The 25,006-nt window shown below is 50.7% G+C and carries 24 protein-coding genes, 1 tRNA gene and 1 pseudogene; 9 read left to right on the top strand and 17 right to left on the bottom strand.

Features of this window, described 5'->3' with window-relative positions:
• Positions 1-178: 178 nt before the first annotated feature.
• From nirA to CKK19_RS01555, 4 genes are all read left to right on the top strand, one after another.
• The gene (nirA, locus tag CKK19_RS01570) at positions 179-1,465 is read left to right on the top strand and encodes an MFS transporter (protein WP_023303134.1); all 1,287 of its coding nucleotides are present in this window, start codon (positions 179-181) and stop codon (positions 1,463-1,465) included.
• 104 nt (positions 1,466-1,569) lie between these two features.
• Positions 1,570-1,839 (top strand): metal-sensing transcriptional repressor, encoded by a 270-nt coding sequence (locus CKK19_RS01565; RefSeq protein WP_023303133.1) that lies wholly within the window; start codon positions 1,570-1,572, stop codon positions 1,837-1,839.
• Between the two features lie 12 nt (positions 1,840-1,851).
• The gene (locus CKK19_RS01560) at positions 1,852-2,988 is read left to right on the top strand and encodes a nickel/cobalt efflux protein RcnA (protein ID WP_023303132.1); all 1,137 of its coding nucleotides are present in this window, start codon (positions 1,852-1,854) and stop codon (positions 2,986-2,988) included.
• 162 nt (positions 2,989-3,150) lie between these two features.
• Positions 3,151-3,591 (top strand): YgiW/YdeI family stress tolerance OB fold protein, encoded by a 441-nt coding sequence (locus CKK19_RS01555; protein WP_135702047.1) that lies wholly within the window; start codon positions 3,151-3,153, stop codon positions 3,589-3,591.
• A 140-nt stretch (positions 3,592-3,731) separates the two neighbouring features.
• Here CKK19_RS01555 and arsR read toward each other — a convergent pair.
• Positions 3,732-3,986 (bottom strand): annotated as a pseudogene (arsR, locus tag CKK19_RS01550) (As(III)-sensing metalloregulatory transcriptional repressor ArsR); the annotation flags it as partial.
• An 85-nt stretch (positions 3,987-4,071) separates the two neighbouring features.
• Between arsR and CKK19_RS01545 the strand changes: the two are divergent.
• From CKK19_RS01545 to CKK19_RS01540, 3 genes are read left to right on the top strand one after another with little or no spacing between them, the layout of a single operon-like run.
• Complete coding sequence (locus CKK19_RS01545; protein WP_032649950.1) at positions 4,072-5,019, top strand: ABC-three component system protein; 948 nt, start codon at positions 4,072-4,074, stop codon at positions 5,017-5,019.
• Positions 4,982-5,275, top strand: a complete 294-nt coding sequence (locus CKK19_RS25400) for an ABC-three component system middle component 6 (RefSeq protein ID WP_023303129.1) — start codon at positions 4,982-4,984, stop codon at positions 5,273-5,275. The genes CKK19_RS01545 and CKK19_RS25400 overlap by 38 nt, the downstream gene beginning before the upstream one ends.
• Positions 5,276-6,979 carry a DUF2326 domain-containing protein gene (locus tag CKK19_RS01540; protein ID WP_023303128.1) on the top strand — a complete coding sequence of 568 codons (1,704 nt, stop codon included), beginning with the start codon at positions 5,276-5,278 and terminating at the stop codon, positions 6,977-6,979.
• 75 nt (positions 6,980-7,054) lie between these two features.
• On the opposite strand, the gene CKK19_RS01535 is transcribed toward CKK19_RS01540, so the two are convergent.
• The 5 genes from CKK19_RS01535 to proB all read right to left on the bottom strand — a co-directional run bounded on the left by CKK19_RS01535 (position 7,055) and on the right by proB (position 12,140).
• Positions 7,055-7,990 (bottom strand): hypothetical protein, encoded by a 936-nt coding sequence (locus CKK19_RS01535; RefSeq protein WP_023303127.1) that lies wholly within the window; start codon positions 7,988-7,990, stop codon positions 7,055-7,057.
• Between the two features lie 225 nt (positions 7,991-8,215).
• Positions 8,216-9,421: a tyrosine-type recombinase/integrase gene (locus tag CKK19_RS01530; RefSeq protein WP_023303126.1), complete on the bottom strand. Its 1,206-nt coding sequence runs from the start codon at positions 9,419-9,421 to the stop codon at positions 8,216-8,218.
• Positions 9,422-9,584: 163 nt separating this feature from the next.
• Positions 9,585-9,660, bottom strand: a tRNA-Thr gene (locus tag CKK19_RS01525).
• A 111-nt stretch (positions 9,661-9,771) separates the two neighbouring features.
• On the bottom strand, positions 9,772-11,025 hold the full coding sequence (gene proA / locus CKK19_RS01520) for a glutamate-5-semialdehyde dehydrogenase (RefSeq protein ID WP_046620604.1): 1,254 nt from the start codon (positions 11,023-11,025) through the stop codon (positions 9,772-9,774).
• Between the two features lie 11 nt (positions 11,026-11,036).
• On the bottom strand, positions 11,037-12,140 hold the full coding sequence (proB, locus tag CKK19_RS01515) for a glutamate 5-kinase (RefSeq protein ID WP_015571369.1): 1,104 nt from the start codon (positions 12,138-12,140) through the stop codon (positions 11,037-11,039).
• Between the two features lie 305 nt (positions 12,141-12,445).
• Between proB and phoE the strand changes: the two genes are divergently transcribed.
• Entirely contained in the window at positions 12,446-13,498 is a 1,053-nt protein-coding gene (gene phoE / locus CKK19_RS01510) for a phosphoporin PhoE (RefSeq protein ID WP_022647150.1), read from the top strand.
• Positions 13,499-13,629: 131 nt separating this feature from the next.
• Here the strand turns inward: phoE and crl are convergent, their stop codons facing one another.
• From crl to gpt, 3 genes are all read right to left on the bottom strand, one after another.
• Positions 13,630-14,031, bottom strand: a complete 402-nt coding sequence (gene crl, locus CKK19_RS01505) for a sigma factor-binding protein Crl (protein WP_063854139.1) — start codon at positions 14,029-14,031, stop codon at positions 13,630-13,632.
• A 56-nt stretch (positions 14,032-14,087) separates the two neighbouring features.
• Positions 14,088-15,332, bottom strand: coding sequence for an esterase FrsA (frsA, locus tag CKK19_RS01500; protein ID WP_032624794.1), 1,245 nt, complete (start codon positions 15,330-15,332; stop codon positions 14,088-14,090).
• Between the two features lie 104 nt (positions 15,333-15,436).
• Positions 15,437-15,895 (bottom strand): xanthine phosphoribosyltransferase, encoded by a 459-nt coding sequence (gpt, locus tag CKK19_RS01495; RefSeq protein ID WP_003863205.1) that lies wholly within the window; start codon positions 15,893-15,895, stop codon positions 15,437-15,439.
• A gap of 258 nt (positions 15,896-16,153) precedes the next feature.
• On the opposite strand from gpt, the gene pepD reads away from it, so the two are divergent.
• Positions 16,154-17,611 carry a cytosol nonspecific dipeptidase gene (pepD, locus tag CKK19_RS01490; protein ID WP_063163978.1) on the top strand — a complete coding sequence of 486 codons (1,458 nt, stop codon included), beginning with the start codon at positions 16,154-16,156 and terminating at the stop codon, positions 17,609-17,611.
• Between the two features lie 55 nt (positions 17,612-17,666).
• Here the strand turns inward: pepD and dinB are convergent, their stop codons facing one another.
• The 8 genes from dinB to CKK19_RS01450 all read right to left on the bottom strand — a co-directional run bounded on the left by dinB (position 17,667) and on the right by CKK19_RS01450 (position 24,872).
• Positions 17,667-18,725 carry a DNA polymerase IV gene (gene dinB / locus CKK19_RS01485; RefSeq protein ID WP_045308932.1) on the bottom strand — a complete coding sequence of 353 codons (1,059 nt, stop codon included), beginning with the start codon at positions 18,723-18,725 and terminating at the stop codon, positions 17,667-17,669.
• A 107-nt stretch (positions 18,726-18,832) separates the two neighbouring features.
• A complete protein-coding gene (gene nqrM, locus CKK19_RS01480) occupies positions 18,833-19,033 on the bottom strand; it encodes a (Na+)-NQR maturation NqrM (protein WP_003863212.1) in 201 nt (66 codons plus the stop codon).
• Between the two features lie 2 nt (positions 19,034-19,035).
• On the bottom strand, positions 19,036-20,259 hold the full coding sequence (gene nqrF, locus CKK19_RS01475) for an NADH:ubiquinone reductase (Na(+)-transporting) subunit F (protein WP_015571374.1): 1,224 nt from the start codon (positions 20,257-20,259) through the stop codon (positions 19,036-19,038).
• A gap of 10 nt (positions 20,260-20,269) precedes the next feature.
• A complete protein-coding gene (gene nqrE / locus CKK19_RS01470; protein WP_003863217.1) occupies positions 20,270-20,866 on the bottom strand; it encodes an NADH:ubiquinone reductase (Na(+)-transporting) subunit E in 597 nt (198 codons plus the stop codon).
• 6 nt (positions 20,867-20,872) lie between these two features.
• The gene (locus CKK19_RS01465; protein ID WP_003863219.1) at positions 20,873-21,511 is read right to left on the bottom strand and encodes an NADH:ubiquinone reductase (Na(+)-transporting) subunit D; all 639 of its coding nucleotides are present in this window, start codon (positions 21,509-21,511) and stop codon (positions 20,873-20,875) included.
• A complete protein-coding gene (locus CKK19_RS01460) occupies positions 21,504-22,298 on the bottom strand; it encodes a Na(+)-translocating NADH-quinone reductase subunit C (RefSeq protein WP_022647144.1) in 795 nt (264 codons plus the stop codon). Before CKK19_RS01460 ends, CKK19_RS01465 begins: the two co-directional genes overlap by 8 nt.
• Entirely contained in the window at positions 22,291-23,526 is a 1,236-nt protein-coding gene (locus CKK19_RS01455; RefSeq protein ID WP_063854138.1) for an NADH:ubiquinone reductase (Na(+)-transporting) subunit B, read from the bottom strand. The genes CKK19_RS01460 and CKK19_RS01455 overlap by 8 nt, the downstream gene beginning before the upstream one ends.
• A gap of 2 nt (positions 23,527-23,528) precedes the next feature.
• Positions 23,529-24,872 carry a Na(+)-translocating NADH-quinone reductase subunit A gene (locus CKK19_RS01450; RefSeq protein ID WP_063854136.1) on the bottom strand — a complete coding sequence of 448 codons (1,344 nt, stop codon included), beginning with the start codon at positions 24,870-24,872 and terminating at the stop codon, positions 23,529-23,531.
• Positions 24,873-25,006: the final 134 nt, after the last annotated feature.

Here is a 25,006-nt window from a genome sequence, read left to right as displayed (position 1 = left end):
TTTATGCTGCTTCAGGTATAACGCTGGGATACCTGAAGCTTTTTTTATTCTAAATATCAGATGATTGGTCAACTTCCTATCCTCCCCACCAGGATAATGCTTGTCATTTTTTTCAGGTCGCTCTATGCTTTCAATATCCCCCCCAGGGGGATATAAATTTAAGCCAAGAGAATTCCTGATGCTCAATATTCTATCTAATCGTACCTATCGCCACCTGTTTATGGCACAGGTTATCGCCCTTATCGGCACCGGTCTGGCGACCGTCGCGCTGGGTCTGTTAGCTTATGATCTCGCCGGAGACAGGGCCGGTGCTGTGCTGGGTACCGCGCTGGCGATCAAGATGAGCGCCTATATTCTGGTTGCGCCGGTGGCGGCAGCCTTTGCCGACAAATTCCCGCGTCGCACTATGCTGGTGACGTTGGATCTGGTTCGCGCTCTGGTGGCTATTGCGCTGCCGTTCGTCACCCAGATCTGGGAAATCTATATTCTGATCTTCGTACTTCAGTCTGCCTCGGCGGCGTTCACGCCAACCTTCCAGGCAACTATCCCGGATATTCTTCCTGACGAACGCGAATATACGCGGGCGCTGTCTTTGTCGCGTCTGGCCTACGATCTGGAAAGCGTTATCAGCCCAATGCTGGCGGCGGCGCTGCTGACGGTCATGAGCTTCCACAATCTGTTTGCCGGGACGGCGGTCGGGTTCCTCGCCTCTGCGGCTTTGGTTGTTTCCGTCACATTACCAAAGATGAAAGCGTTAACGGTTAAACGCAGCATCTATGACAAAACGACGCGAGGCATGCGTATCTTCCTGAAAACACCAAGACTGCGTGGCCTGCTGGCACTCAACATGGCCGTAGCAGCGGCGAGCGCGATGGTTATCGTCAACACCGTTGTTCTGGTTCAGGCTGATTTTGGTTTCTCACAGCGATCTACCGCCATTGCTCTGGCCTTCTTCGGTGTGGGTTCCATGGTGTCGGCGCTGGTTCTCCCAAAACTCCTCGACAAAATGAGCGACCGCATGCCGATGCTTGTGGGGACCGCGCTTTTAGTGATTGGACTTGGGCTGGGTATTTTCCTGAAGGATTACGTCACGCTGGTTGTGCTGTGGGCGCTGCTGGGTGTGGGCTATTCGCTTTCTCAGACGCCAAGTGGTCGCCTGCTGCGCCGCTCATCAACGGCTGAAGACAGACCTGCGCTGTTTGCTGCCCAGTTTGCACTGTCGCATTCCTGCTGGCTGGTCACTTATCCGCTGGCCGGGTGGGTAGGTGCCACATGGGGAACACAGGCTTCGTTTGTCGCCCTGACTATTGTGGCCGTGCTGTCGCTGCTTGCCGCCGTACTGATCTGGCGTCCTGAGCATGAAGCTTACGCTCAGATTCACCGTCATACCGATTCAGACACAACCCATGAGCATGATTTCGTCATCGACGATGAACATCCGTCATGGCCGAAGAAAGATAAGTAATTAACCCAAAAAGACAAAGAATCAGGAGAGGATAAGCCGATAAAAAGTGTGACCCTGGCGTTGATACACATTATCTTATCCCCTCCACCTGGAGAGGATAAATCATGACCGTTCACGCATCACACCCTGACATTATTAAAAGACTTAAACGTGCCGCAGGGCACCTGAAAAGTACCATCCAGATGCTCGAAGATGAAAGAGCCTGTCTGGATATCGCCCAGCAACTGCACGCAGTGGAAAAGGCGATAACGAATGCGAAGCGTACCTTAATTCATGACCATCTGGATCACTGCCTGGAGGACGCCCTTCATGCCGACCACAGTGAGTCTGATAACACGCTTAGCGAATTTAAAGAGATAACTAAATATCTTTAAGGCAAGCGAAACATGACTGATTTTTCTGCTCTTTTACAGCAAGGCGTGGCGAATGCCTGGCTGTTCATCCCCAGTGCGATCCTGCTGGGTGCGCTTCACGGACTGGAGCCGGGACACTCCAAAACGATGATGGCCGCGTTTATTGTGGCTATCAGGGGAACGGTGAAACAAGCCGTATTACTGGGGCTTGCCGCGACCATTTCTCATACGTCTGTGGTCTGGCTCATTGCTATGGGCGGGATGTACATCAGTCAGAAATTCACCGCCGAGTCCGCTGAACCCTGGTTCCAGCTGATTTCAGCCATCATCATTCTTGTCACGGCGGCATGGATGTTCTGGCGCACCTGGCGCGGTGAAAAACTGTGGAAAATGGAGCAGGAAGAGGAACATGGCCACGGCCATCACGAACATGACGAAACCCGCATAATCGATACCGGCCACGGCAGCGTTGAACTCTCTATTTTCGAGGAAGGGCAACCGCCTCACTGGCGTTTACGCACACTCAGCGGCAGGAAATGGGAAGCCAGCAATATCTCTGTGGCCACAAGGCGGGGGACTGGAACGTATTCTCAGGTTTTCGACTTCGTTGAAAAAGACGGGTTTATGGAATCAGTCCTGGCAATCCCTGAGCCACACAGTTTCGATGTGCGCCTGTCTTTAGGCCATCGTGGGCATGTACACGATTATGATGTGGAGTTTCGCGAGCATGAGCACGGTCACGACCATGACCACTCCGCGCTGGAGGGGCTGGATGTTAATTCCCGCGAATACCAGGACGCTCACGAAAAAGCCCATGCTAACGACATCAAAAAACGTTTTGCCAATCGCAGCGTAACCACAGGGCAGATTATCCTGTTTGGGCTAACCGGTGGACTCATTCCTTGCCCGGCGGCCATCACCGTTCTGCTGCTGTGCATCCAGGTGAAGGAATTTACGCTCGGCGCTGCACTGGTACTGTGTTTCAGTATCGGCCTGGCGATTACGCTGGTTTCTGTGGGTGCAGCGGCGGCGTTTAGCGTTCGCCAGGCAACCAAACGCTGGAGCGGTCTGGATACTCTGGCACGCCGAGCCCCATACTTCTCAAGCGTACTGATTGCCCTTGTCGGCATTTACATGGGCTACCATGGCTGGATCGGCGTTACCCGCTGATTTTCTCTTGTAAAAGCCACATGCCTGAACCCACCGACCGGTGGGTTTTTTTATCTCTGAAGCCTGTCACATTTTTATCCCCCCGCAGGGGATAGCAATTGAGCTTTTATAGACGCTCATTTATGATTAAGTTATCCCCCCTGGGAGGATGTGAAATCATAAATGGAACCTGCTATGCAAAAACAATACTTCAGTCATATTCGTCGCCAGTTCGTCAACGTCACCGGCGTATTGCTCGCTTCATCCATCGCCATTCCAGCCCTGGCAGCGCAAGGCGGTTTCTCCGCAGAGAAAGATCCAGTCGCCACTGAGCGCATGTATGCCGGTCATAAGGTTCAGCAGGAAAACAGTCAAAGCCGCATTCAGGCCGTGTCGTCAATGCACGAAGGGGCGTGGATCACGCTGGAAGGCAATGTCATCAGCCAGCAGCAGGAAGAGTGGTACACCTTCCGCGATCCAACCGGAACCATCAAAGTTCGTATTCCGCAGAAAGTCTGGAACGGGCAGCACTTCGATGCGCAGGATCTGGTGCGGGTGAGCGGGCAGATAAGCCGTGAGAATGGCACCACGAGCGTTAATGTTGAAGTGATTAAAAAGCCTTAATGTGAAGAGTCATTAGAACTGTGAGTTCAACGGGTCGATGGAACGCTATCTTTATAGCAGCATATGCCAGTTCAAATACCATTAACGCTTTCATTCTAATACCTCACATTTGAATAAACACATATGTACAGGCAAATTTTTTAAATACAAACAGCCTTACTGCTACCCGAGCAGTTTGCTGATGCCAGCTTACGGGCGATGGCCTGTACGTCGTCCTGTTGGCTTAACCAAGCCTGCTCAATTACCTGAGCAGCCCAAGAAGAAATATGCGGAGATAAGCGGTAGTGAACCCACTTGCCCTGCTTGCGATCCAGCAATAGGCCACTTTCCCGAAGCATCGCCAGATGACGAGAGATCTTAGGCTGCGACTGTTCCAGCGCCGTGCAAAGTGAAATCATCTCCAATTTTGCTAATCATAGGTTTACAACAATGAATGAGAGGATATTATCACTAAGAGTGTTCATCATGGATGAGAGGAAAATGAGTTCGACACAGCAAGATTACCTCTACAGACAGTTCTTTCGGTTAAAAGTACACGAATGTATGGGAGACAGTTTTCAGGCGCTCTTTTCGAAGGTTATGCAATACGCAACTCCTGGCTTTCAAGCTGTTTCCCCTTGGGGAAACTGGGGAGATGGCGGGAATGATGGGTGGATTGCTCATGAAGCTCATTACTTCCAAGTTTATGGGCCTAAACCTTCAAATCAAACCAAAGAGCTAGAAGCTGTTAATAAATCGATTGGCGACTTTGATAAATTAGTCGCCAAATGGGGGAAAGTATCAAAATATACTTTTGTAATGAATGATTATTTTAAGGGTATTCCAGCACCTGTTGGACTTTCATTAAATTCGCTTGCAATCAGTAAAAGTCTTAATCACGCAGGTGCAATGGGCGGGATGGAGCTCCTTCAAAAATTTATGTCATTATCTGAGGGTGAAAAGCAAGATATTGTAGGTTTCATTCCTGAGGTTGATTTGGATTTTACAGATAGTCGAGCTGTTGGCGAAGTGTTGACTTTTTTAGCACAAAAATCTTCTTCACCCATAAATTTTTTAAGTGAAACCGCCCCGGACTTCGAAGATAAAATAAAAATAAATGGTATTACAAAACCAATAAAGAGCAGGCTGGAATCTTTTAGTTATCAACTATATTTGATAAATGAATTTTTAGATTCTGTTGATAGCGGTCTTGAACAAACTATAGCTCAAGAAGTTAAAGAAACTTATGCAAAAAGCAAATTGGCGATAACTGAAGATAACCACAATTATGCAGATTTAAGATACACTTGGATGATAGATAAACTCCTTCCCCCTCAAGTTACCACAAGTGCGGTCGCGAGTTATCGATTTGCAGCAGAGTTAATTTTAGCTAAATATTTTGAGACATGTGATGCTTATGAACATCCAAGCAATGCTTCTGCCACATAAGCATGTTAGGTTTAGTAACTCCCTAATTGCGATTGCAGGATACACCCGTTCGTTAATTGATGGACCGGTATCCATAGAAGAACTATGGACAAAAGTAGAGCGAAAAAATAAATCAACGATAATCACGCCCTCTTTTACACAATTTATGCTTGCCGTAGACATTCTTTTTTGCATCAAACAAATAATGCTAGATAACGAAAACAGAATAATGCCAATATGCAGCATTGATGACAAATTACAAAATAAGGAAAGTTAAATGAAGTTAATTCGCTTAACTTGCGATCAGCCAACCTTTCATCCAGTGCATTTCAATGACACAGGGCTAACGTTGATTATTGGTGATAGCTCTAAAGAAAAAGAAGGCAGTAGTAACGGAGTCGGCAAGACACTTATTCTCGGCCTCGTTCAACATTGCTTAGGCGCTAATGCTGATAAAAAATTAACTTCAGCAGTTCCAGATTGGTGGTTCTCGTTACTTTTTTCTCATAATGGAGTTGAATACTTAATATCTAGAACGGGAAATGGGAAAAAATTATTATTAAATGACAAAACAATATCTCTAAAAGCATTTAAAGATCTATTAGACAAAATAGGGATATTTAATCTTGAGAATAACATTCCGTATTTATCATTTAGATCTTTATTTAAGCGTTTTTCGCGATATACCAGAGATGACTGCATCAGTCCAACTAGGACAAAAAAGGAGCAAGACTTTGAAGCATTGCTTCGCACCGCATTTCTTCTCGGCATAGATCATAATTTAATATTATCCAAAAGAAATAATAAGCAAGAACTGGATAAAGTAAGTCAATCCCTAAAAAATTGGCAAGACGATGATATTCTTAAAGACATGTTTAGAGCAGGCTCTCAACCTAAAGTACGCTATGAATGGCTAGAAAGAGAGATCCCAAGACTGCAAGATGAACTTAATACATTTCAAGTTCACGAGCAATACAGAGCTATTGAGAATGAAACAAACAGTTTAACTATAAAATTACGAGAAGTTGAAAAAAATAAAAATATAGCTGAATTTAAAGTTAGTAATATAGAAAAAACTTTATTATCACACCCTGATATTTCAAGAGAAGATCTTCTTGAACTGTACAATGGCTTACAAGAGATTTTCAAGCCAGAAACATTGGCCCATTTTGAGTCAGTTGAAAATTTTCACAAATCATTATCTTTTAACAGAAAGAAAAGACTTGAAAATGATAAAATAAAACTTTTGTTAGAAATTGAATCTCTTAAAATTGACATTAATGATATTTCGGCATTACGTGATTCATATTTGGAATCCCTGCAAGGCAAGAAAGCATTTGATGAATACGCAGTCATAGCGAGACAACTGGCTGAATTTAAAGAAGAAAAAGAAAGGCTGCATGATTATTTAAATTTCTCTATTAACCTTCAAAAGAAAGCTCAAAATCTAAGAGAAAGAAAAGTTGAACAAGACAGATTAGCGGTGAACTATGCTTCTACAAATCCTCTTTCAGAATATGATAAATTTTTTGCTGAACTCGCAGAAATAATGTACCCGAGGGTACCAGCAGGAATAGTTTTAGATGTTAATACTGGTGACAACAAAATCCGTTATGATCTAAGCATCCAAATCGAGGGTGATGATTCGGATGGGATCAATGATGCTAGGATATTATGCTTTGACTGGTTAGTATTTACATGTGGCGAAAACCATGCCATGGATATGCTATGGCATGATAATCGTCTTTTTGCCGATATAGATCCAGGTGTTCGCGCAAGATGGTTCTCTTTTGTCAATCAGTCATTAAAACGAAGCGGAAAGCAATATATAGCATCTTTAAATACTGAAAACTTTAATGCTATGGAAACAACTTTATCTGAAATCGAAATGTTAGAACTGAAATCAAAAATTGTCCTTACTCTTCGTGGTGATAAAGCAGAGAATAAACTTCTCGGCATTCAATTTGGAAGTAAAAAGTAATCCTCAGGCAGGCACTGCCTGCCGAGTATCAGTTGCTTGCTCGTTATCGGTAGCAGTATTAACCGACCTCGAGACTCAAAATTCACTCTCATCTTTTTTCTGTAATGCCACACCAAGGCTATCAAACAATTTTTCTCCAAGAGCTTGTGCGTGATCCAGCAACATTTCTAAATCTTGTTCGGTGATCACTACCGAATTACCTTCTTTATCTTTTCCGCCACGATGGACTAAATGATTACGCTTTTGTGTAGCTATTTCTATCGCATCTATTGGCCACTCTTTATGTACATTAATATCAAATGTAGCTTTATAACGACCTACAACTTTGTTTGTACTATGCCAACTTGCACTAATCAGATGTTCTTTGATTGCTTTAATCAATTCCGCCCTCATGTTTTCAATAGATTCTCCTTTGAATGGCAAAGCCAATATTTCTTTACTTACCTTAAATTCCGTCTTACCTTTTTCTATGAAATCTTTAAGGTATGAGTCATTTTTATCTATGGAGTTAATAAACAACTCAACATAAAGAGTTTCCAAAGCTGTAATGACGTTAATGTATAAGATGCTAAGCAGATGTTCTTTTTGCTTATCTTTAAATTCGCCTTTAGCCAGCATTTTTATTCCATCAATGCTTTCAACGAACTTAGAAAAGGGTTGTTCGGAAGATGTAACAGCATCGTACAAGTCTTCGTCGTACCAATCATTAATATTATTTGAATTACCTGACCACTCGTAGCACTGTTCTTGTAAATCATTAACTAGTTCTTGGATATAATCAAATTTCACGTACCCTTCAAACATCGCTTGCAACTCTTCACTTGCTTCGTATGGGCCACCATAAATGTAAGCATATCCGCCTTCACGGGATTCATACGGACAAGAGTTTGCGGGATCTTCGAAATTTTCAAAAAACCAATTCCGCATAACTTCAAGTTGATTTGCTTTACTTATATATTGCAGAGATTCGAGCGGGACTTTTTTACCATTAACATTAAAGACAACTTTCACGATACAACGCCTCTTTGAAAAAGTTATAACATTTTGACTCACTCCTCAGTGACTAACATAGCATGATTTTCATCTCTAACCTCCGCAGATCTTCACATCCTACGGTACAACAAAAAATTTGCGTAAAGCATTAACTTCGAAGGCAAAAAATAAACTCACGTTGGTTCAGCCTCTTCGATGAGAAGAGGCTCTACTTGCCCCTTACCACTCTATCAAGCAATCAAGCTAATAGCTGCATAAGCTAGGGGTTAGCTGGAATTTGCCTACTTGACCGATGAAATCTGCATACCACTGCATCATCTCCCTTCGCCCTTCTAGATACAACGCATGGTTATACGTCCCTCGAATCGCGTTCTTATCAACATGCGCAAGCTGGGTTTCGATCCATGCCGTATTGAACCCTTCCTCGTGCAAAATCGTACTCATCGTGTGACGGAAACCATGCCCCGTTACCTTCCCCGTATACCCAATCCGTTTGAATACCTGATTAATACTCGCTTCGCTCATCGACTTGCGGGGATCATTACGCCCTGGGAACACCAGCGGATATTGCCCTGACATAACTTTGAGTTGCTGTACGATTTCCAGCGCTTGGGTAGAGAGAGGCACAAGATGGGGCCGCTTCATTTTCATTCGTTCGGCAGGAATTTCCCACACCGCTTTTTCAAGATCAAACTCACTCCAGAAAGCACCTCGGAGCTCACCGGTGCGTACTCCCGTAAGAATCAGCAGACGTGCTGCAAGAACAACTAACGGGCTTCCTGTATAGCCTGCGAGAGCTTTAAAGAAGTCTGGTAACTCCTCAACAGTAAGGAAGGGATAATGCTTCGATTCATGCCCTGACATCGCGCTGGTTAGATCCGCTGCAGGATTGTATTCCGCACGACCGGTGACGATGGCGTAACGAAAAACTTCGCTGCAGCGCTGGCGAACCTTCTTGGCCTTCTCTGTCGCGCCACGGTTTTCCATTCGACGTAGCACATTCAGCAGAACCAAAGGTTTGATATCATTCACCGGCTGCTGGCCGATATAGGGGAAAATATCTTTATTGAAGGCTTCGATAATGTCAGAAGCATACCCTTCTGACCATCGGCTCACCTTCGTTCCGTGCCATTCAAGCGCCACTGCCTGAAACGTATTATTGAGCTGGACATCGCGAACCAACTTTTCTTCTTTCTTAGCAAACGATGGATCGATACCCTCGGCCAGTTTTTTCTTGGCTTCATCTCGTAGTGCCCTCGCTTGTGCAAGGGACACTGCTGGATAGACACCAAAAGCCATACGCTTCTCTTTTCCATTGAAGCGATACTTCATCCGCCAATATCTGGAACCAGAGGGAACAACCTCAAGATACAAGCCAGCACCATCTGCCAGCTTGTAGGCCTTCTCTCTGGGTTTAGCGGCGTCTACCTGCCGTGCATTTAGCTTCATTGGGGGCATCTCCCTGGACCGAACACAGAATGCCCCCACTTATGCCCCCAACTGTAACTTGATTCCGGTTGAGTCCAGTTGATAACAGGAGATAAGATACGGGCTAGAAACCGCATTATACGGGCTTTAAGTTGATTTCGGTAGACTTGAGAAGAGTTTGAAATGGTGCCGATAATAGGAGTCGAACCTACGACCTTCGCATTACGAATGCGCTGCTCTACCAACTGAGCTATATCGGCCCTGAGAGACCGGTTACGAGCGTAACCACGGGGCAAAAGAGTAGATCTAACCGGGTGATGCGTCAATGCCCTTTTGAATCAAACGGCTATTTTTGCATCACCCGCGATTATTTACGCACGAATGGTATCATCACCGAAGCCGATCCACTTGTAGGTGGTCAGCGCTTCCAGCCCCATCGGACCGCGGGCATGCAGCTTCTGAGTGCTCACAGCCACCTCCGCGCCCAGACCAAACTGGCCGCCATCGGTGAAGCGCGTCGAGGCATTCACGTAAACCGCAGACGAATCCACTTCATTCACAAAACGATCGGCATTGCGCAGGGTGCGCGTCAGGATCGCATCAGAATGCTGGGTTCCGTGTTCACGAATGTGCGCAATAGCATCATCGAGATCCGCAACTACCTTCACGTTCAGATCCAGCGACAAATACTCATCGTCGTACTGCTCCGCGTTAACCGAAACGACCTTCGCCGGACCGTCTTTCAGCAGGGCGAGAGCCTTCTCGTCCGCATGCAGCGTAACGCCACTTTCCGCCATCTGCTTGCTCAGCGCTGGCAGGAAGGTACTGGCGATGCCCTGATGCACCAGCAGCGTTTCCACCGTATTACAGGTGCTTGGACGCTGAGTTTTAGCGTTGACGATAATCTTCAGCGCAGGTTCGATCTCCGCGGTGTCATCCACCACGATATGGCATACGCCGATACCGCCGGTAATGACCGGAATGGTGGAATGCTCACGGCACAGCTTGTGCAGGCCCGCGCCGCCGCGTGGGATGAGCATGTCGATGTATTTGTCCATGCGCAGCATCTCGTTGACCAGCGCGCGGTCAGGGCTTTCAATCGCCTGCACGGCAGCCGCCGGTAAGCCGCACTCTTCCAGCGCCTGCTGAATGACGTTCACCGTGGCGGCGTTGGTGCGCCAGGTCTCTTTCCCGCCACGCAGGATAGCGGCGTTACCGGTTTTCAGGCACAGGGAGGCAACATCCACCGTCACGTTTGGACGCGCTTCGTAAATCACACCGATGACGCCGAGTGGCACACGACGACGCTCAAGGCGTAACCCGCTGTCGAGCACCCCACCGTCAATCACCTGCCCTACCGGGTCGGCGAGGTTGCACACCTGACGGACGTCATCGGCGATACCTTTCAGACGCGCCGGGGTTAGCGCCAGACGGTCGAGCATCGCTTCGCTCAAGCCGTTGCGACGCGCTTCCAGCAGATCCTGCTCGTTGGCGAGCAAAATTTCCTGCGACTGGGATTCCAGATAATCAGCGATTTTTTCCAGCACGCGGTTTTTCTCGCGGCTAGAAAGGAGCGCCAGTTTATACGAGGCGGCTTTCGCAGCTGCGCCCATTTGTTCCAGCATGTTCTGGCTCCTTAACGAATAATCATGTCGTCGCGATGCACGGCAACCGGGCCATATTCATAGCCCAGGATGGCGTCGATCTGCTGGGAATGGTGGCCAGCAATCCGACGCAGCGCGTCGCTGTTATAACGGCTTACGCCATGAGCGATGTCGCGACCTTCAAGGTTACGGATTCGGATCACTTCACCACGCGAGAAGTTGCCTGTCACGCTTTTAATTCCTTTTGGAAGCAACGAGCTTCCTCTTTCCAGAATAGCGGCGGTCGCGCCTTCATCCACGGTCAATTCACCAGCCGGGGGCGCGCCAAAGATCCAGCGTTTGCGGTTTTCCAGCGGGGACGCCTGGGCGTGGAAGCGTGTGCCCACAGAGATGCCTTCCATCACATCACCTATCACGCCCGGACGGCTGCCCGCGGCAATGATGGTGTCGATACCGGCCCGGCACGCCACGTCCGCAGCCTGGAGCTTGGTGCCCATACCGCCTGTCCCAAGACCAGAAACGCTGTCTCCCGCAATGGCACGCAGCGCATCGTCAATGCCGTGAACGTCTTTGATCAGTTCTGCCTGTGGATTGGAACGCGGGTCAGCGGTAAACAGCCCCTGCTGATCGGTCAGAAGCAGCAGCTTATCGGCCCCTGCAAGGATCGCCGCCAGCGCAGAGAGGTTATCGTTGTCGCCTACTTTGATTTCAGCGGTGGCAACAGCGTCGTTTTCGTTGATGACCGGAACGATATGGTTATCCAGCAGCGCGCGAAGCGTATCGCGGGCGTTCAGGAAACGTTCTCTGTCTTCCATATCCGCACGCGTCAGCAGCATCTGCCCGACGTGAATGCCATAAATGGAGAACAGTTGTTCCCAGAGCTGGATGAGTCGGCTTTGTCCTACGGCGGCCAGCAGCTGTTTGGAGGCGATCGTCGCGGGGAGTTCGGGGTAGCCCAGGTGTTCACGCCCGGCGGCAATCGCCCCGGAGGTCACAATCACAATACGATGCCCTGCGGCATGCAACTGAGCGCACTGACGTACAAGCTCAACGATATGGGCACGATTAAGGCGGCGTGATCCGCCTGTTAACACACTGGTACCGAGTTTTACCACCAGCGTCTGGCTGTCACTCATGATTCTCTGCCGTTCAACAATAAGGGAAAATGATGTCAGTCAGACGTTTTAACAGGTGTCAGCCCCGTTGCCAACTGCCTTAGCACATCACCCGTCACTTTGTTGCGCGGGATCAGGAAGCGTAGCGGCAGATTTTGACAATTTTATTACCGAAAAATTAAAACATACTTTTTTAGACATATTCTTACTTTGTCATAAAACGTTCACCCACTAACGATAAAACCCTTCCTGTTTTTCACGGGGTAATAAGTTGAATCTTATTGCTCAGCGAATATTAGCGCGTTTTTATAAAATCAGGATTGAAAATGAAAAAGAGCACTCTGGCATTAGTGGTAATGGGCGTAGTTGCATCCACATCTGTTCACGCAGCGGAAGTTTATAATAAAAACGGTAATAAACTGGACGTGTACGGCAAAGTAAAAGCAATGCACTACCTCAGTGATGATGACGCGAAGGATGGTGACCAGACTTACGTTCGATTTGGCTTTAAGGGTGAAACGCAGATTAACGATCAGCTGACGGGCTACGGACGTTGGGAAGCAGAGTTCGCGGGTAACAAAGCAGAAAGCGACTCTTCTCAAAAAACGCGCCTGGCATTTGCGGGTATTAAACTGAAAGATTTTGGTTCTTTTGATTACGGTCGTAACCTGGGTGCGCTGTATGACGTCGCCGCATACACCGATATGTTCCCGGAGTTCGGCGGTGACGGCCTGGCGCAGACCGATAATTTCATGACGAAACGCGCTTCCGGTCTGGCTACATACCGTAATACCGATTTCTTTGGCATGGTTGACGGTCTTAATATGACCCTGCAATACCAGGGTAAAAATGAAAACCGCGACGTGAAGAAGCAAAACGGTGACGGCTTCGGTACCTCCCTGAGCTATGACTTCGGCGGCAGCGATTTCTCTGTGATTGGTGCGTATGCCAGCTCCGATCGCACCAATGAGCAAAACCTTCAGGCACGCGGCGAAGGTAAAAAAGCAGAAGGCTGGGCGACCGGTCTGAAATATGATGCCAACGATATATATCTGGCCACTCTCTATTCTGAAACCCGCAATATGGCCCCTATTTCCGGTGGCTTTGCAAATAAAGCGCAAAACTTCGAAGTGGTTGCGCAATATCAGTTTGACTTTGGTCTGCGCCCATCTCTGGGTTACGTGCAGTCTAAAGGCAAAGATATCGAAGGCATCGGCGATGAAGATATCGTGAAATACATCGATGTAGGTGCGACCTATTATTTCAACAAAAACATGTCTGCGTTTGTTGATTATAAAATCAACCAGATCGATGACGATAATAAACTGGGCGTAAGCAGCGATGATATCGTTGCGCTGGGCATGACCTACCAGTTCTGATGTTGTGGTAATAAAAAAACCGGCGCTGAGCCGGTTTTTTTGTGCCCGGTGACGCTGTGCTTACCGGACCTACGGAGTAATACGTTTTTAGGCCGGGTAAGGCGTAGCCGCCACCCGGCGCAGTGACATCATCAGGCTCTCAGTTTCACCGCTTCGCTGGAAAAATCGTCCGCAGGCTCCAGCTTCAGATCCAGCGTTGCCAGCAGGTCGCGAGCTCTGGCGTGAAATTCTTTTAGCGTATGCTCCAGGCGATCGATCACTTCCTGATCTTTGATGCTCGTCGCCTGCCAGTGCCCGTCTTTATTAAACAGGCCAAACTGATAGCTATAGGTAAAACGGTTTTCCTGTGCTTCCATTTCCATCCACCAGCCCCAGAACTCACGTTTTTCGGGTGCAGGCTTCACGTTGACGCAAACAGCCAGGCAGTCGAAAAAAAAGCGATTCTCTTCACACTGCTCTTCTCGAATATACGGGCCAAGAGCCATGAACTTCTTAATCAGTCTACTTTTCGGGTGTCCACTCGGTAACGTCATTGCGATCTCCTTTTGTGAAGCACTGTTTTACCAAACCAACGAAATTTAGCAAACTATTAACACAATCTCTGCGTGATCCAGCGTGTGATCTCTTTAAGCCCTTTGTCAAAATTTTGGTACACCGGGCTGAAGGGTACCTCCAGCAATTTGCCATCCGAAGATGACGAGGTGATTAAGCGTGACTCCTCTTCCGGGCTAAATGGATCGTTCTTCCAGAAACCGGACATCATCGGGGTTGGGCAACGGCGGCCCAGCAAGCCCTGCGTTTTTAATGAATACCGATTAAGTTCAATGCGCAACGCTTCATCTGAAGCATCATGCATGCCAAGTCGGCTCGCCAGCACGTCCAGATACATTTCAGGAACGCTACCCTGACGCGCAGGCTCGCTTAGCAGTGCATGCACTACCGGACCAAGACAGGCGACGGCCTTCAGGCGGGAAGATTCAAGGTAGGCCAGCCGTACCGCGACGTTAGCGCCAAAGCGGAAGCCAAACGCACCTACCCGGGTATGGTCAACCCAGGGGATATTCTCCAGCGCTTTTAATGCATGCTGGTGCAGCAGGCTGGAATCTTGCGTAAGTTTCCATTTGGATGAAAAACCAATTGATGGCATATCGAGCGTCAGCATGGCGATCCCGTTTGGGGCAAAGTAGCGCTCATACAGGCTGTAATAATCAATTTGTAACGAATCCAGGCCGCCGCACATCAGAACCGTCGGGAACGGGCCTTCCCCCTCCGGCATATGCAGGAATCCAGTCACCGGGCTACCGCCGGGAATGGCGAACTCAATTTCACGCATCCGGCCAGGCAGCCGCTGGGCGGCCTCTTCATAAGCCCGGTTTGCCAGCGCCTGGGCCTGCTCCGCCAGTTCGTCTCCTTTCAGATGCGGGTATGCAGCGATGCTGTAAAGGTTTGCCGCATGCAGCCAGTGTTTGCCGCTGAGAGTGGCATCTTCTTCCTGGCTCGCTTTTTGCTGCCAGAGCATGGCCTGCTTTGACCATTCGTAGATCCAGTTCCCGCCACGGTAGCCCACCACCGTGTCGTAGAGATCGCTGTCGGTGCGCTCAGACTCGCTCATCACGATACGCGCCTGCACGTCGAGGATTTCACGTGGATCGATACCGCGCCAGATCCACATCAGGCGATTAATCATGCGGTACCAGTGGGGCACGTTTTTACCATCTAACGCTGACTGAACAGCAGGCATGGTCCCCGGATTAAACCGACGCACCAGCGTCGAGGTTTCAGGGTGCTTGAAACGGGGTTTGAAAAGAGTTTCGGTGAGATTCGCCTGCGCCATTGCGTTGCCTCCATGGATACATCACTTGGAGACCATTGTAACGCGTGGCAGGCCAAAAAGAACAACGCCCGGCATAACCGGGCGTGTAAAGTTACGTACTGAAATTAACGGCCAGAGATAGGCGGTACGAAGACCACGCCCATATCCCATGGCTGTTCAATCCAGGTATCCTGAGGGATATCAATGACGTAATCATCAACCAGGGGACGACCCGCTGGTTTCGCGAAGATAGTGACGAAGTGCGCTTTTGGATACATTTCGCGGATAGCCACAGCGGTACCGCCGGTGTCCACCAGATCGTCGATAACGATAAAGCCTTCACCGTCGCCTTCCGCGCGCTTCAGCACTTTCAGCTCACGCTGGTTATCGTGGTCATAGCTGGAGATACATACGGTATCGACATGACGAATACCCAGCTCACGTGCCAGCAGCGCCCCCGGTACCAGACCGCCACGGCTGACGGCAATAATGCCTTTCCACTGTTCGGAAGGCATCAGACGCGCAGCCAGTTTGCGTGCGTGAATCTGCAACATGTCCCAGGTGACGACGTATTTTTCGCTCATGTGAAGTGTCCCAGCCTGTTTATATACGGCTTAAAAAAATGAGGGTGAACCAGGTTGCGCGAGATTATAGAGATCTGAAGCACTAAAAACCAGTGTTACGCGCCATGAGCCTGAGTTTTTACATGCTTAATGCTACCAGCCACGGGAGAAAGTGGTATTCTCAGATGCATCTCGCAAGCCCGTCTTGTGGTAACGATTAACCTGCTAACCCAGTGACCTGCAACATTGTTTTGCAGCGCAACGACAAGGAGACCTATCGTGTCTGAACTGTCTCAATTATCTCCACAGCCGCTGTGGGATATTTTTGCCAAAATCTGCTCCATTCCGCACCCTTCCTATCACGAAGAACAGCTTGCCGAACATATTATGGGCTGGGCAAAGGAAAAAGGTCTGCACGCTGAGCGCGACCAGGTTGGCAATATTCTCATCCGCAAACCTGCCACCGCAGGTATGGAAAACCGTAAGCCAGTGGTATTGCAGGCGCACCTGGACATGGTTCCGCAGAAAAACAACGACACCGTTCACGACTTCACAAAAGACCCGATTCAGCCGTACATCGACGGTGAGTGGGTGAAGGCGCGCGGCACGACCCTGGGCGCAGATAACGGTATTGGTATGGCTTCCGCGCTGGCCGTGCTGGCTGACGACAGCGTTGAACACGGTCCGCTGGAAGTGCTGCTGACCATGACTGAAGAAGCGGGCATGGATGGCGCGTTCGGTCTCCAGGCAAACTGGCTGCAAGCGGACATTCTGATCAACACCGATTCCGAAGAAGAAGGTGAGATCTACATGGGCTGCGCGGGCGGGATCGATTTCATCTCTACCCTGCCGCTGTCCCGCGAAGCGATTCCTGCCGGTTTCGAGACCTTTAAGCTGACGCTGAAAGGGCTGAAAGGCGGTCACTCCGGCGGTGATATTCACCTGGGCCTGGGCAACGCCAACAAACTGCTGGCGCGTTTCCTGGCGGGCCATGCCGCTGAACTGGATCTGCGTCTGGTGGACTTCAACGGCGGCACTCTGCGTAACGCGATCCCTCGCGAAGCCTTCGCGACCGTGGCGGTGCCTGCGGCGAAAGCGGAAGAGCTGAAAAACCTCTCCAGCCTGTATCTGGATATCCTGAAAAACGAGCTGTCTGAGAAAGAGAAAAACCTGACGGTGGTACTGGAGTCCGTTACAACGGATAAAGCCGCGCTGACCACTCAGTCTCGTGACACGTTCGTCCAGTTGCTGAACGCAACGCCAAACGGCGTGATCCGCAATTCTGACGTCGCAAAAGGCGTGGTTGAAACCTCCCTGAACGTGGGCGTAGTGACCATGGGCGACGACAGCGCAGAGATCATTTGCCTGATCCGTTCCCTGATCGACAGCGGTAAAGAGTACGTTGTGAGCATGCTGGAATCTCTGGGTACCCTGGCGGGCGCGAAAACGTCTGCAAAAGGCAGCTACCCTGGCTGGCAGCCGGATGCAAGTTCTCCGGTCATGGCACTGGTGCGTGAAACTTATCAGAGACTGTTCAACAGCACCCCGAACATTCAGGTTATTCACGCGGGTCTGGAATGTGGTCTGTTCAAGAAACCGTATCCGGATATGGACATGGTCTCCATCGGGCCGACCATCACGGGTCCACACTCCCCGGATGAGCAGGTTCACATTGAAAGCGTCGGTCACTACTGGACGCTGCTGACTGAGCTGCTGAAAGCAATCCCTGTTAAGTAATAAGCCGTTTGATGCCCGGTGGCGCTTCGCTTACCGGGCCTACGATTAGCCTAATCTACAGTCCCAGCACCAGCTGACGCTCCAGCTGCGGATCCAGCAATGTGACGTGCAGCCCCACCAGTCTTACCCCTCGTCCGCCCCGCCGCTCTTCCCATGCCTTTTTTGCCGTCGCAATAAGATCCTCTTTGTTGAGGCGTGGCCAGACGTGTTCCTGCGTCGTCTGCTGAAAATCGTTAAATTTCAGTTTGATGCCCTGCCGGGCAATAAGCAGATCTGGTTTGACCTTCAGTAAGCGTCGTTCAAGCTCAGGATAGAGTTGTTCCGTAATAATGGTTTCACACTCTGCCCAGTCATGGATATCTTCGCTCAGCGTGCGTTCAACGCCGACCGATTTACGCAGCCGTTCGTTGTTCACATCCCGGTCATCAATGCCCTGACTGCGTTCCCACAGTACGCGGCCAAACTTACCAAAACGCTTAAGCAGCAGCGCCAGATCGCTGCGCTGAACGTCTTCACAGGTGCGTAGCCCCATACTTTCCAGCTTCGCGGCGGAGACTTTACCCACACCGGGGATTTTGCTGAGCGGCAGCGTCTTTAAAAACGCCGGAACCTCTTCCGGGGTGATGACGTACTGGCCGTTGGGCTTATTTAAATCGGAGGCGATTTTGGCGAGAAATTTTATCGGCGCGACGCCTGCCGATGCCGTCAGGTTCAGCTCGTTAAAAATAGTCTGGCGTATCTCCTGCGCCATCAGGGTGGCGGATCCGTGGCAGTGCACGCTGTGGGTGACATCCAGATAGGCTTCATCCAGCGATAACGGTTCAATCAGAGAGGTGTAGCGGGAGAAGATCTCCCGAATGTGGCTCGATGCTTCTTTATAGGCATCAAAACGTCCGGGCAAAAGAGTGAGATGCGGGCACAGTTTCAGCGCCATCGCTGTCGGCATGGCGCTGCGCACACCGTATTTGCGAGCAGGATAGTTGGCGGTGCTGATGACACCGCGCTGAACCCGGCTGCCGCCAATGGCGATGGGAATATCCCGCAGCGCCGGGTTGTCACGCATCTCCACTGCGGCAAAAAAGCAGTCCATATCGACATGGATTATTTTGCGCATAGTAAGCCCTCACTCATTACTGGATAAGTATACAGTAAACAAATGAGGGTTGAGAAGTGTGCGTGGGAATTGTCGGGTGGCGGCGTTGCCTTACCCGACATACAAAACTAAATAATGCGTTGCTGCTCGCGAGCCATCCGTTTTTTTCGCGCATCGCACGGTTCCGGACAATCGCACACTTTTTCCATTCCGATGGAAGATATACCTCCACAGCTGCCCTGGATGCTTTTACGCTTGATGATCCAACCTAAGGACATCCCGAATATCACCAGTACAAACACCGCAAAGGTCGCCAGAAAGGTCAGCATAATCAGCCTCCGAAATCATCGAGCATGATGTTCTCATCTTCCACGCCAAGATCTTTTAGCATCTTAATCACGGCAGCGTTCATCATTGGCGGGCCACACATATAAAACTCGCAATCTTCCGGTGCCGGGTGCTGTTTGAGGTAATTTTCATACAGCACGTTGTGGATGAAGCCCGTATAACCTGTCCAGTTATCTTCCGGCTGCGGATCGGATAACGCCACATGGAAGGTAAAGTTAGGGTTATCACGTGCCAGTTGTTCAAACTCATCGTCATAGAACATTTCGCGCAGTGAACGCGCCCCGTACCAGAAGCTGATCTTGCGCTTGCTGCCAAGGCGTTTGAGCTGGTCAAAGATATGCGAACGCATCGGCGCCATACCCGCACCGCCGCCGATAAAGACCATTTCCGCGTCGGTGTCTTTGGCAAAGAATTCGCCGAACGGGCCGGAAATCGTCACTTTGTCGCCAGGCTTGAGGGACCAGATATAGGACGACATGACGCCAGGGGGGGCATCAGGCACATTCGGCGGCGGCGTGGCGATACGCACGTTGAGCATAATAATGCCCTTCTCTTCCGGGTAGTTAGCCATGGAATAAGCGCGAAGCGCGGGCTCTTTTACTTCGGAAACAAAGCGGAAGAGGTTAAATTTATCCCAGTCAGCCCGGTACTCCTCGGGCACGTCGAAGTCAGCATACGCCACGGTATGTGCCGGACAATCAATCTGGATATACCCACCCGCACGGAACGGGACGCTCTCCCCTTCAGGAACGCGCAGCTTGAGCTCTTTAATGAACGTGGCTTTGTTATCGTTAGAGATAACTTCGCACTCCCATTTTTTCACGCCGAAGATCTCCTCCGGCAGCTCAATCTTCATGTTCTGGCGCACAGCGACCTGACACGCCAGACGGCAGCCCTCTTTCGCTTCACGCTTCGTGATATGCGACAGTTCTGTTGGCAGAATATCACCGCCTCCCTCTTTCACCGTCACACGGCACTGTCCACAGGAGCCACCGCCGCCACAGGCAGACGAGACAAAAATCCCGTTGCCGGAGAGCGTATTAAGCAGCTTATCCCCTGCCGGGGTACGGATCTGATTCTGCGGATCGTCATTGATATCAATGATCACATCCCCGGAATTCACCAGCTTCGCACGCGCCGCCAGGATCAGCCCTGACAGCACCAGTACTATCAGCGTGAACATCACCACGCCAAGAATAATTTCCATCTTTTAGCCCTTATAGCTGCACACCGGAGAAGGACATAAAGCCCAACGCCATCAGGCCGGTGGTGATAAAGGTGATCCCTAAGCCACGAAGCCCCGCAGGTACGTTGGCATATTTCATTTTTTCACGGATCCCCGCCATGGTGACAATCGCCAGCATCCAGCCGATACCGGAACCGAAACCATACACAACCGATTCACTGAAGTTGTAATCGCGCTGAACCATAAATGAGACGCCGCCGAAAATGGCGCAGTTCACTGCGATTAGCGGCAGGAAGATCCCCAGTGCGTTGTACAGCGACGGGAAGTATTTATCGAGGATCATCTCCAGGATCTGAACAAGCGCCGCAATCACCCCGATAAAGGTGATGAAGTTCAGAAAGCTAAGATCAACGCCCTCCACCAGCGCGCCATCGCGAAGCACGAAGTTGAACACCAGGTTGTTAATCGGAACGGAAAGCCCCAGCACAACAGTGACCGCCACACCCAGACCGAATGCCGTCGATACCTTCTTAGAAACAGCAAGGAACGTACACATGCCCAGGAAGAAAGCGAGCGCCATGTTTTCAACAAACACCGCGCGCACAAATAAACTCAGGTAATGAGCCATCGTCGGTTACTCCTTTTCCTGCTGTTCAGGCTTCAGCGTACGAATCAGCCAGATCAGCAAACCGATAATGAAAAATGCGCTTGGTGCCAGCAGGAACAGGCCGTTCGGCAGATACCAGCCGCCGTTCTGTACCGTATCCAGCACCGGAATGCCAAACAGTTTGCCGCTGCCAATAAGTTCGCGCAGGAAACCAACCGTCAACAGGATCACACCGTAACCCAGCCCGTTACCTATACCGTCCATAAAGCTCGCCAGTGGCGGCATTTTCATCGCATAGGCTTCAGCGCGCCCCATCACGATACAGTTGGTGATAATCAGGCCGACAAACACCGAAAGCTGCTTCGAGGTTTCATAAGCGAAGGCGCGCAGAAGCTGATCAACCACGATCACCAGCGAGGCGATGATCGCCATCTGGACAATGATCCTCACGCTGTTGGGTATGTGGTGGCGGATCATTGAGATAAACATGCTGGAAAACGCTGTCACCAGCGTTACCGCCAGCGTCATGACCACCGCCGTTTCCAGCTTGGTGGTTACCGCCAGAGCCGAGCATACACCCAGCACCTGAAGCGTTATCGGGTTATTGGCTAAAAGTGGGCCAATCAGCACCTTTTTAACTTCTTTCAGTTCACCCGTATCAGCCATTGTTCAGCGCTCCTTCACGTACATTCTTCAGGAAGGGACCAAAGCCCAGTTCACCCATCCAGAAATCAAAGCTGTGCTGCACCCCATTAGAGGTGAGCGTGGCGCCGGAAAGGCCATCAACGGCAAATTCATCACCGGGACGCGCTCCTCCTTTCACCACCTTCAGCGCAGGCTGGCCGTTGTCATCGAGCACTTTTTTACCGACAAACTGTGCCCGCCAGTTAGGGTTCTCAACTTCGCCCCCCAGCCCTGGTGTTTCGCCCTGATCGTAATATGTAATGCCTTTGACCGTACGGCCATCGGTATCCAGCGCCACAAAGGCGTACATCATTGACCATAAACCGTTGCCATAGATGGGCAACACGATTTCCTGGATGCGCTTTTGCTCGTCGCGGACGAGGTAAATCTCCGCGACATTGCTGCGGCGCTTAATGCCTGCCGGATCCTGCGAGGCGTCAAGCATGGTGCTCATCTGCGGATCTTTTAGCGCCAGCGCCTGGTTATATTTCGCCGGGTCTTTATCCATTAACTCCCCGGTTTTTAAATCCACCAGCCGTGCGGTAATGCGTTCGGCAAACACCGCTGCGACGTCATCCTTCGTCATGCCTTCCTGCATCAGCCCGGCAACGGCCAGGATGTTACGCTGTTTATCCAGCGCACGTTGCTCCTGCTGTAGCGGTTTCAACCCAACGGCAGAACCGGCCACGACAATGGAGCAGACCAGACACAGTACCAGCACCACCAGCAGCGTTTTGCTGATACTGTCGTTATTTTTGATCTCAGCCACGCGCCTTCCTCCGCTTAATGTTGGCGCGCAAGACCAGATAGTCGAACAGCGGCGCAAACAGATTGGCAAACAGAATGGCCAACATCATCCCTTCCGGATAGGCCGGGTTGACCACGCGAATCAGTACACACATCACCCCAATGAGCGCGCCGTAGCACCATTTTCCTCTGTCGGTAAACGAAGCCGAGACCGGATCGGTGGCCATGAACATCATGCCAAACGCAAAGCCTCCCAGCACGAGGTGCCAGTACCACGGCATGGAGAACATCGGGTTAGTGTCTGAACCAATGAAATTGAAAAGCGTGGCGGTGAGGACCATCCCAAGCATGACGCCAGCGACAATGCGCCAGGACGCCACGCGGCCAAAGAGGATGATGGCTCCGCCGATCAAAATCATCAGGGTAGACACTTCACCGATGGAGCCTGGAATATTGCCAATAAACGCATCAAACCAGGTGACAGGCTGTCCGGTTGCATTGTTAACCAGCGTTTCGCCGCCGCCAGCCGCCCACTGTGAAAGTGGCGTCGCGCCGGAGAATCCGTCTGCTGCCGTCCACACCAGGTCGCCCGAGATTTGCGCCGGATAAGCAAAGAACAGGAACGCGCGCCCTGCCAGTGCCGGGTTGAGGAAGTTGCGTCCGGTCCCGCCGAAGATCTCCTTGGCAATCACCACGCCAAAGCTGATCCCCATCGCCGCCTGCCAGAGCGGCAGCGTTGGCGGAACAATCAGCGCAAACAGAATAGAGGTAACAAAGAAGCCTTCGTTTATCTCATGTTTGCGAATAATAGCGAACAGAACCTCCCAGAAACCGCCCACAATAAAGACAGTCATATAGATGGGGAGGAAGAAGACAGCGCCCAGCGTCATCATGCTGATCCAGCCTGCATCTGCCGCAAAGCTCACCCCCAGCGACTGCGCCAGACGATAGTGCCAGTCAGACTGAATCACCTGCGCCAGCTGCTCTGCATCGTACATATGGTGCAGCGCCGGAATAGTCTGCAACCCAACGTTATACATCCCCCAGAACATGGCCGGGAAGACCGCAAACCAGACCAGAATCATCATTCGCTTGAGGTCGATGGCGTCGCGAACGTGCGCCGCGCCTTTCGTCACCAGACCCGGCGTGTAGAAAATGGTCGTTGTCGCTTCATACAGCGGGTAGTACTTTTTGAGCTTCCCTTCGGTAAAGTGCGGCTCAATTTTTTCAAAGAGGTGTTTTAAGCCCATGGTTATCCTTCCTGCTCAATGCGGGTTAACACCTCGCGCAATACGGGTCCATATTCGTATTTACCTGGACACACATAGGTACACAGCGCCAGATCTTCCTCGTCCAGCTCCAGACAGCCCAGCGCCTGGGCACCGTCGGTATCGCCGGCCAGCAGATCGCGCAGCAGCACAGTGGGCAGAATATCCAGCGGCATCACGCGTTCGTAGTTGCCAATCGGGACCATGGCGCGCTCACCGCCGTTGGTGCTGGTGGAGAAGTTAAACAGCTTACGACGCAAAAAGTGGCCGAGCGTGGTACGGGTTACCGAGTATTTTTCCGCGCCAGGAAGCACCCAGCCGAACAGCTCTTTCTCACGCCCTTCAAGCACCACGCTCACCTGAAGATGGAAACGACCCAGCCAGGCCATCGGGCCTGTCGCGTGTCTGCCGCTCAGCACCGAACCGGAAATAATGCGGTTTTCACCTTCTTTCGTTTCGCCAGCCAACAGCGCCGTCAGGTCTGCCCCAAGCAGCGTGCGAACCAGACGCGGTTGGGTTGCCTGAGGGCCGCCGATGGCAATAATGCGTTCTGAGCACAGCTCACCCGTGGTGAAGAGCTTACCGATAGCGATCACGTCCTGATAATTAAGATGCCAGACCTGTTTCGTCAGGCTTACCGGCTCCAGGAAATGAATATGCGTTCCCACCAGCCCGGCCGGATGCGGGCCGGCAAATTCATTAAAGGCGACCTGCCCTTGAGGATGCCCGCCCAGCTTACCGCCGCTGGCCTGGCAGACATGCACTTTGCCCGGCGTCAGGCGCGTTAACACGGTGAGGCCGGCATCGAAAGCTTTGCGTTCCGCCAGGATAAGAGGCTGCGGATCCGCGCTGAGCGGGTTAGTGTCGATGGCCGTAACGAAGATAGCGGCTGGCACAGTGCCAGGTACGGGCGTTTTGCTATAGGGACGCGTGCGAAGCGCCGTCCACAGTCCTGACTCCATCAGTTGCGTCTGCACCGCGTCGTGGCTGAGGGTAGCGAGATCGGCGGCGTCAAAACGCGCAAACTCGCGTTTTTCGTCACCTTCAATTTGAATGACAACCGACTGCAGAACGCGACGCTCACCACGATGGATGGCGACGACGGTACCGCTGGCAGGGGCTGTAAACATAACGCCAGGATTTTTTTTATCCTCGAAGAGTGCCTGGCCTTTTATTACACGATCGCCTTCCTGTACCAGCATCGCGGGGCGCATGCCCACGTAATCATCACCCACAATAGCGACATGATGAATACTGGCGCCGGTCGTTACGTGCTGTTCAGGCACGCCAGAGATTGGCAGATCGAGTCCTTTTCTGATTCTAAACATGTGGTTAGCAGGTATCCATGAACAACAATCCAGAGAGGCCGGAGTGTACCATTTTCGGCCCTGCCAAGGGCAGTAAATCCGCCGTCTGGCGCGCCGAAATGCGAGCTATTGCGCAAAGTTCCTGGAGTCAGGAC

The sequence above is a fragment of the Enterobacter sp. CCUG 70166 genome, from assembly GCF_020224095.1.
Taxonomy (GTDB): Bacteria; Pseudomonadota; Gammaproteobacteria; order Enterobacterales; family Enterobacteriaceae; genus Enterobacter; species Enterobacter intestinihominis.
This window is presented reverse-complemented; position numbering and strand designations above follow the sequence as displayed.

Bases quoted from the DNA above. Each gene is read 5' to 3' on its own strand.
- nirA (WP_023303134.1), top strand. From the start codon at position 179: ATGCTCAATATTCTATCTAATCGTACCTATCGCCACCTGTTTATGGCA.
- CKK19_RS01565 (WP_023303133.1), top strand. From the start codon at position 1,570: ATGACCGTTCACGCATCACACCCTGACATTATTAAAAGACTTAAACGT.
- CKK19_RS01560 (WP_023303132.1), top strand. From the start codon at position 1,852: ATGACTGATTTTTCTGCTCTTTTACAGCAAGGCGTGGCGAATGCCTGG.
- CKK19_RS01555 (WP_135702047.1), top strand. From the start codon at position 3,151: ATGGAACCTGCTATGCAAAAACAATACTTCAGTCATATTCGTCGCCAG.
- CKK19_RS01545 (WP_032649950.1), top strand. From the start codon at position 4,072: ATGAGTTCGACACAGCAAGATTACCTCTACAGACAGTTCTTTCGGTTA.
- CKK19_RS25400 (WP_023303129.1), top strand. From the start codon at position 4,982: ATGCTTATGAACATCCAAGCAATGCTTCTGCCACATAAGCATGTTAGG.
- CKK19_RS01540 (WP_023303128.1), top strand. From the start codon at position 5,276: ATGAAGTTAATTCGCTTAACTTGCGATCAGCCAACCTTTCATCCAGTG.
- CKK19_RS01530 (WP_023303126.1), bottom strand. From the start codon at position 9,421: ATGAAGCTAAATGCACGGCAGGTAGACGCCGCTAAACCCAGAGAGAAG.
- proA (WP_046620604.1), bottom strand. From the start codon at position 11,025: ATGCTGGAACAAATGGGCGCAGCTGCGAAAGCCGCCTCGTATAAACTG.
- proB (WP_015571369.1), bottom strand. From the start codon at position 12,140: ATGAGTGACAGCCAGACGCTGGTGGTAAAACTCGGTACCAGTGTGTTA.
- phoE (WP_022647150.1), top strand. From the start codon at position 12,446: ATGAAAAAGAGCACTCTGGCATTAGTGGTAATGGGCGTAGTTGCATCC.
- crl (WP_063854139.1), bottom strand. From the start codon at position 14,031: ATGACGTTACCGAGTGGACACCCGAAAAGTAGACTGATTAAGAAGTTC.
- frsA (WP_032624794.1), bottom strand. From the start codon at position 15,332: ATGGCGCAGGCGAATCTCACCGAAACTCTTTTCAAACCCCGTTTCAAG.
- gpt (WP_003863205.1), bottom strand. From the start codon at position 15,895: ATGAGCGAAAAATACGTCGTCACCTGGGACATGTTGCAGATTCACGCA.
- dinB (WP_045308932.1), bottom strand. From the start codon at position 18,725: ATGCGCAAAATAATCCATGTCGATATGGACTGCTTTTTTGCCGCAGTG.
- nqrM (WP_003863212.1), bottom strand. From the start codon at position 19,033: ATGCTGACCTTTCTGGCGACCTTTGCGGTGTTTGTACTGGTGATATTC.
- nqrF (WP_015571374.1), bottom strand. From the start codon at position 20,259: ATGGAAATTATTCTTGGCGTGGTGATGTTCACGCTGATAGTACTGGTG.
- nqrE (WP_003863217.1), bottom strand. From the start codon at position 20,866: ATGGCTCATTACCTGAGTTTATTTGTGCGCGCGGTGTTTGTTGAAAAC.
- CKK19_RS01465 (WP_003863219.1), bottom strand. From the start codon at position 21,511: ATGGCTGATACGGGTGAACTGAAAGAAGTTAAAAAGGTGCTGATTGGC.
- CKK19_RS01455 (WP_063854138.1), bottom strand. From the start codon at position 23,526: ATGGGCTTAAAACACCTCTTTGAAAAAATTGAGCCGCACTTTACCGAA.
- CKK19_RS01450 (WP_063854136.1), bottom strand. From the start codon at position 24,872: ATGTTTAGAATCAGAAAAGGACTCGATCTGCCAATCTCTGGCGTGCCT.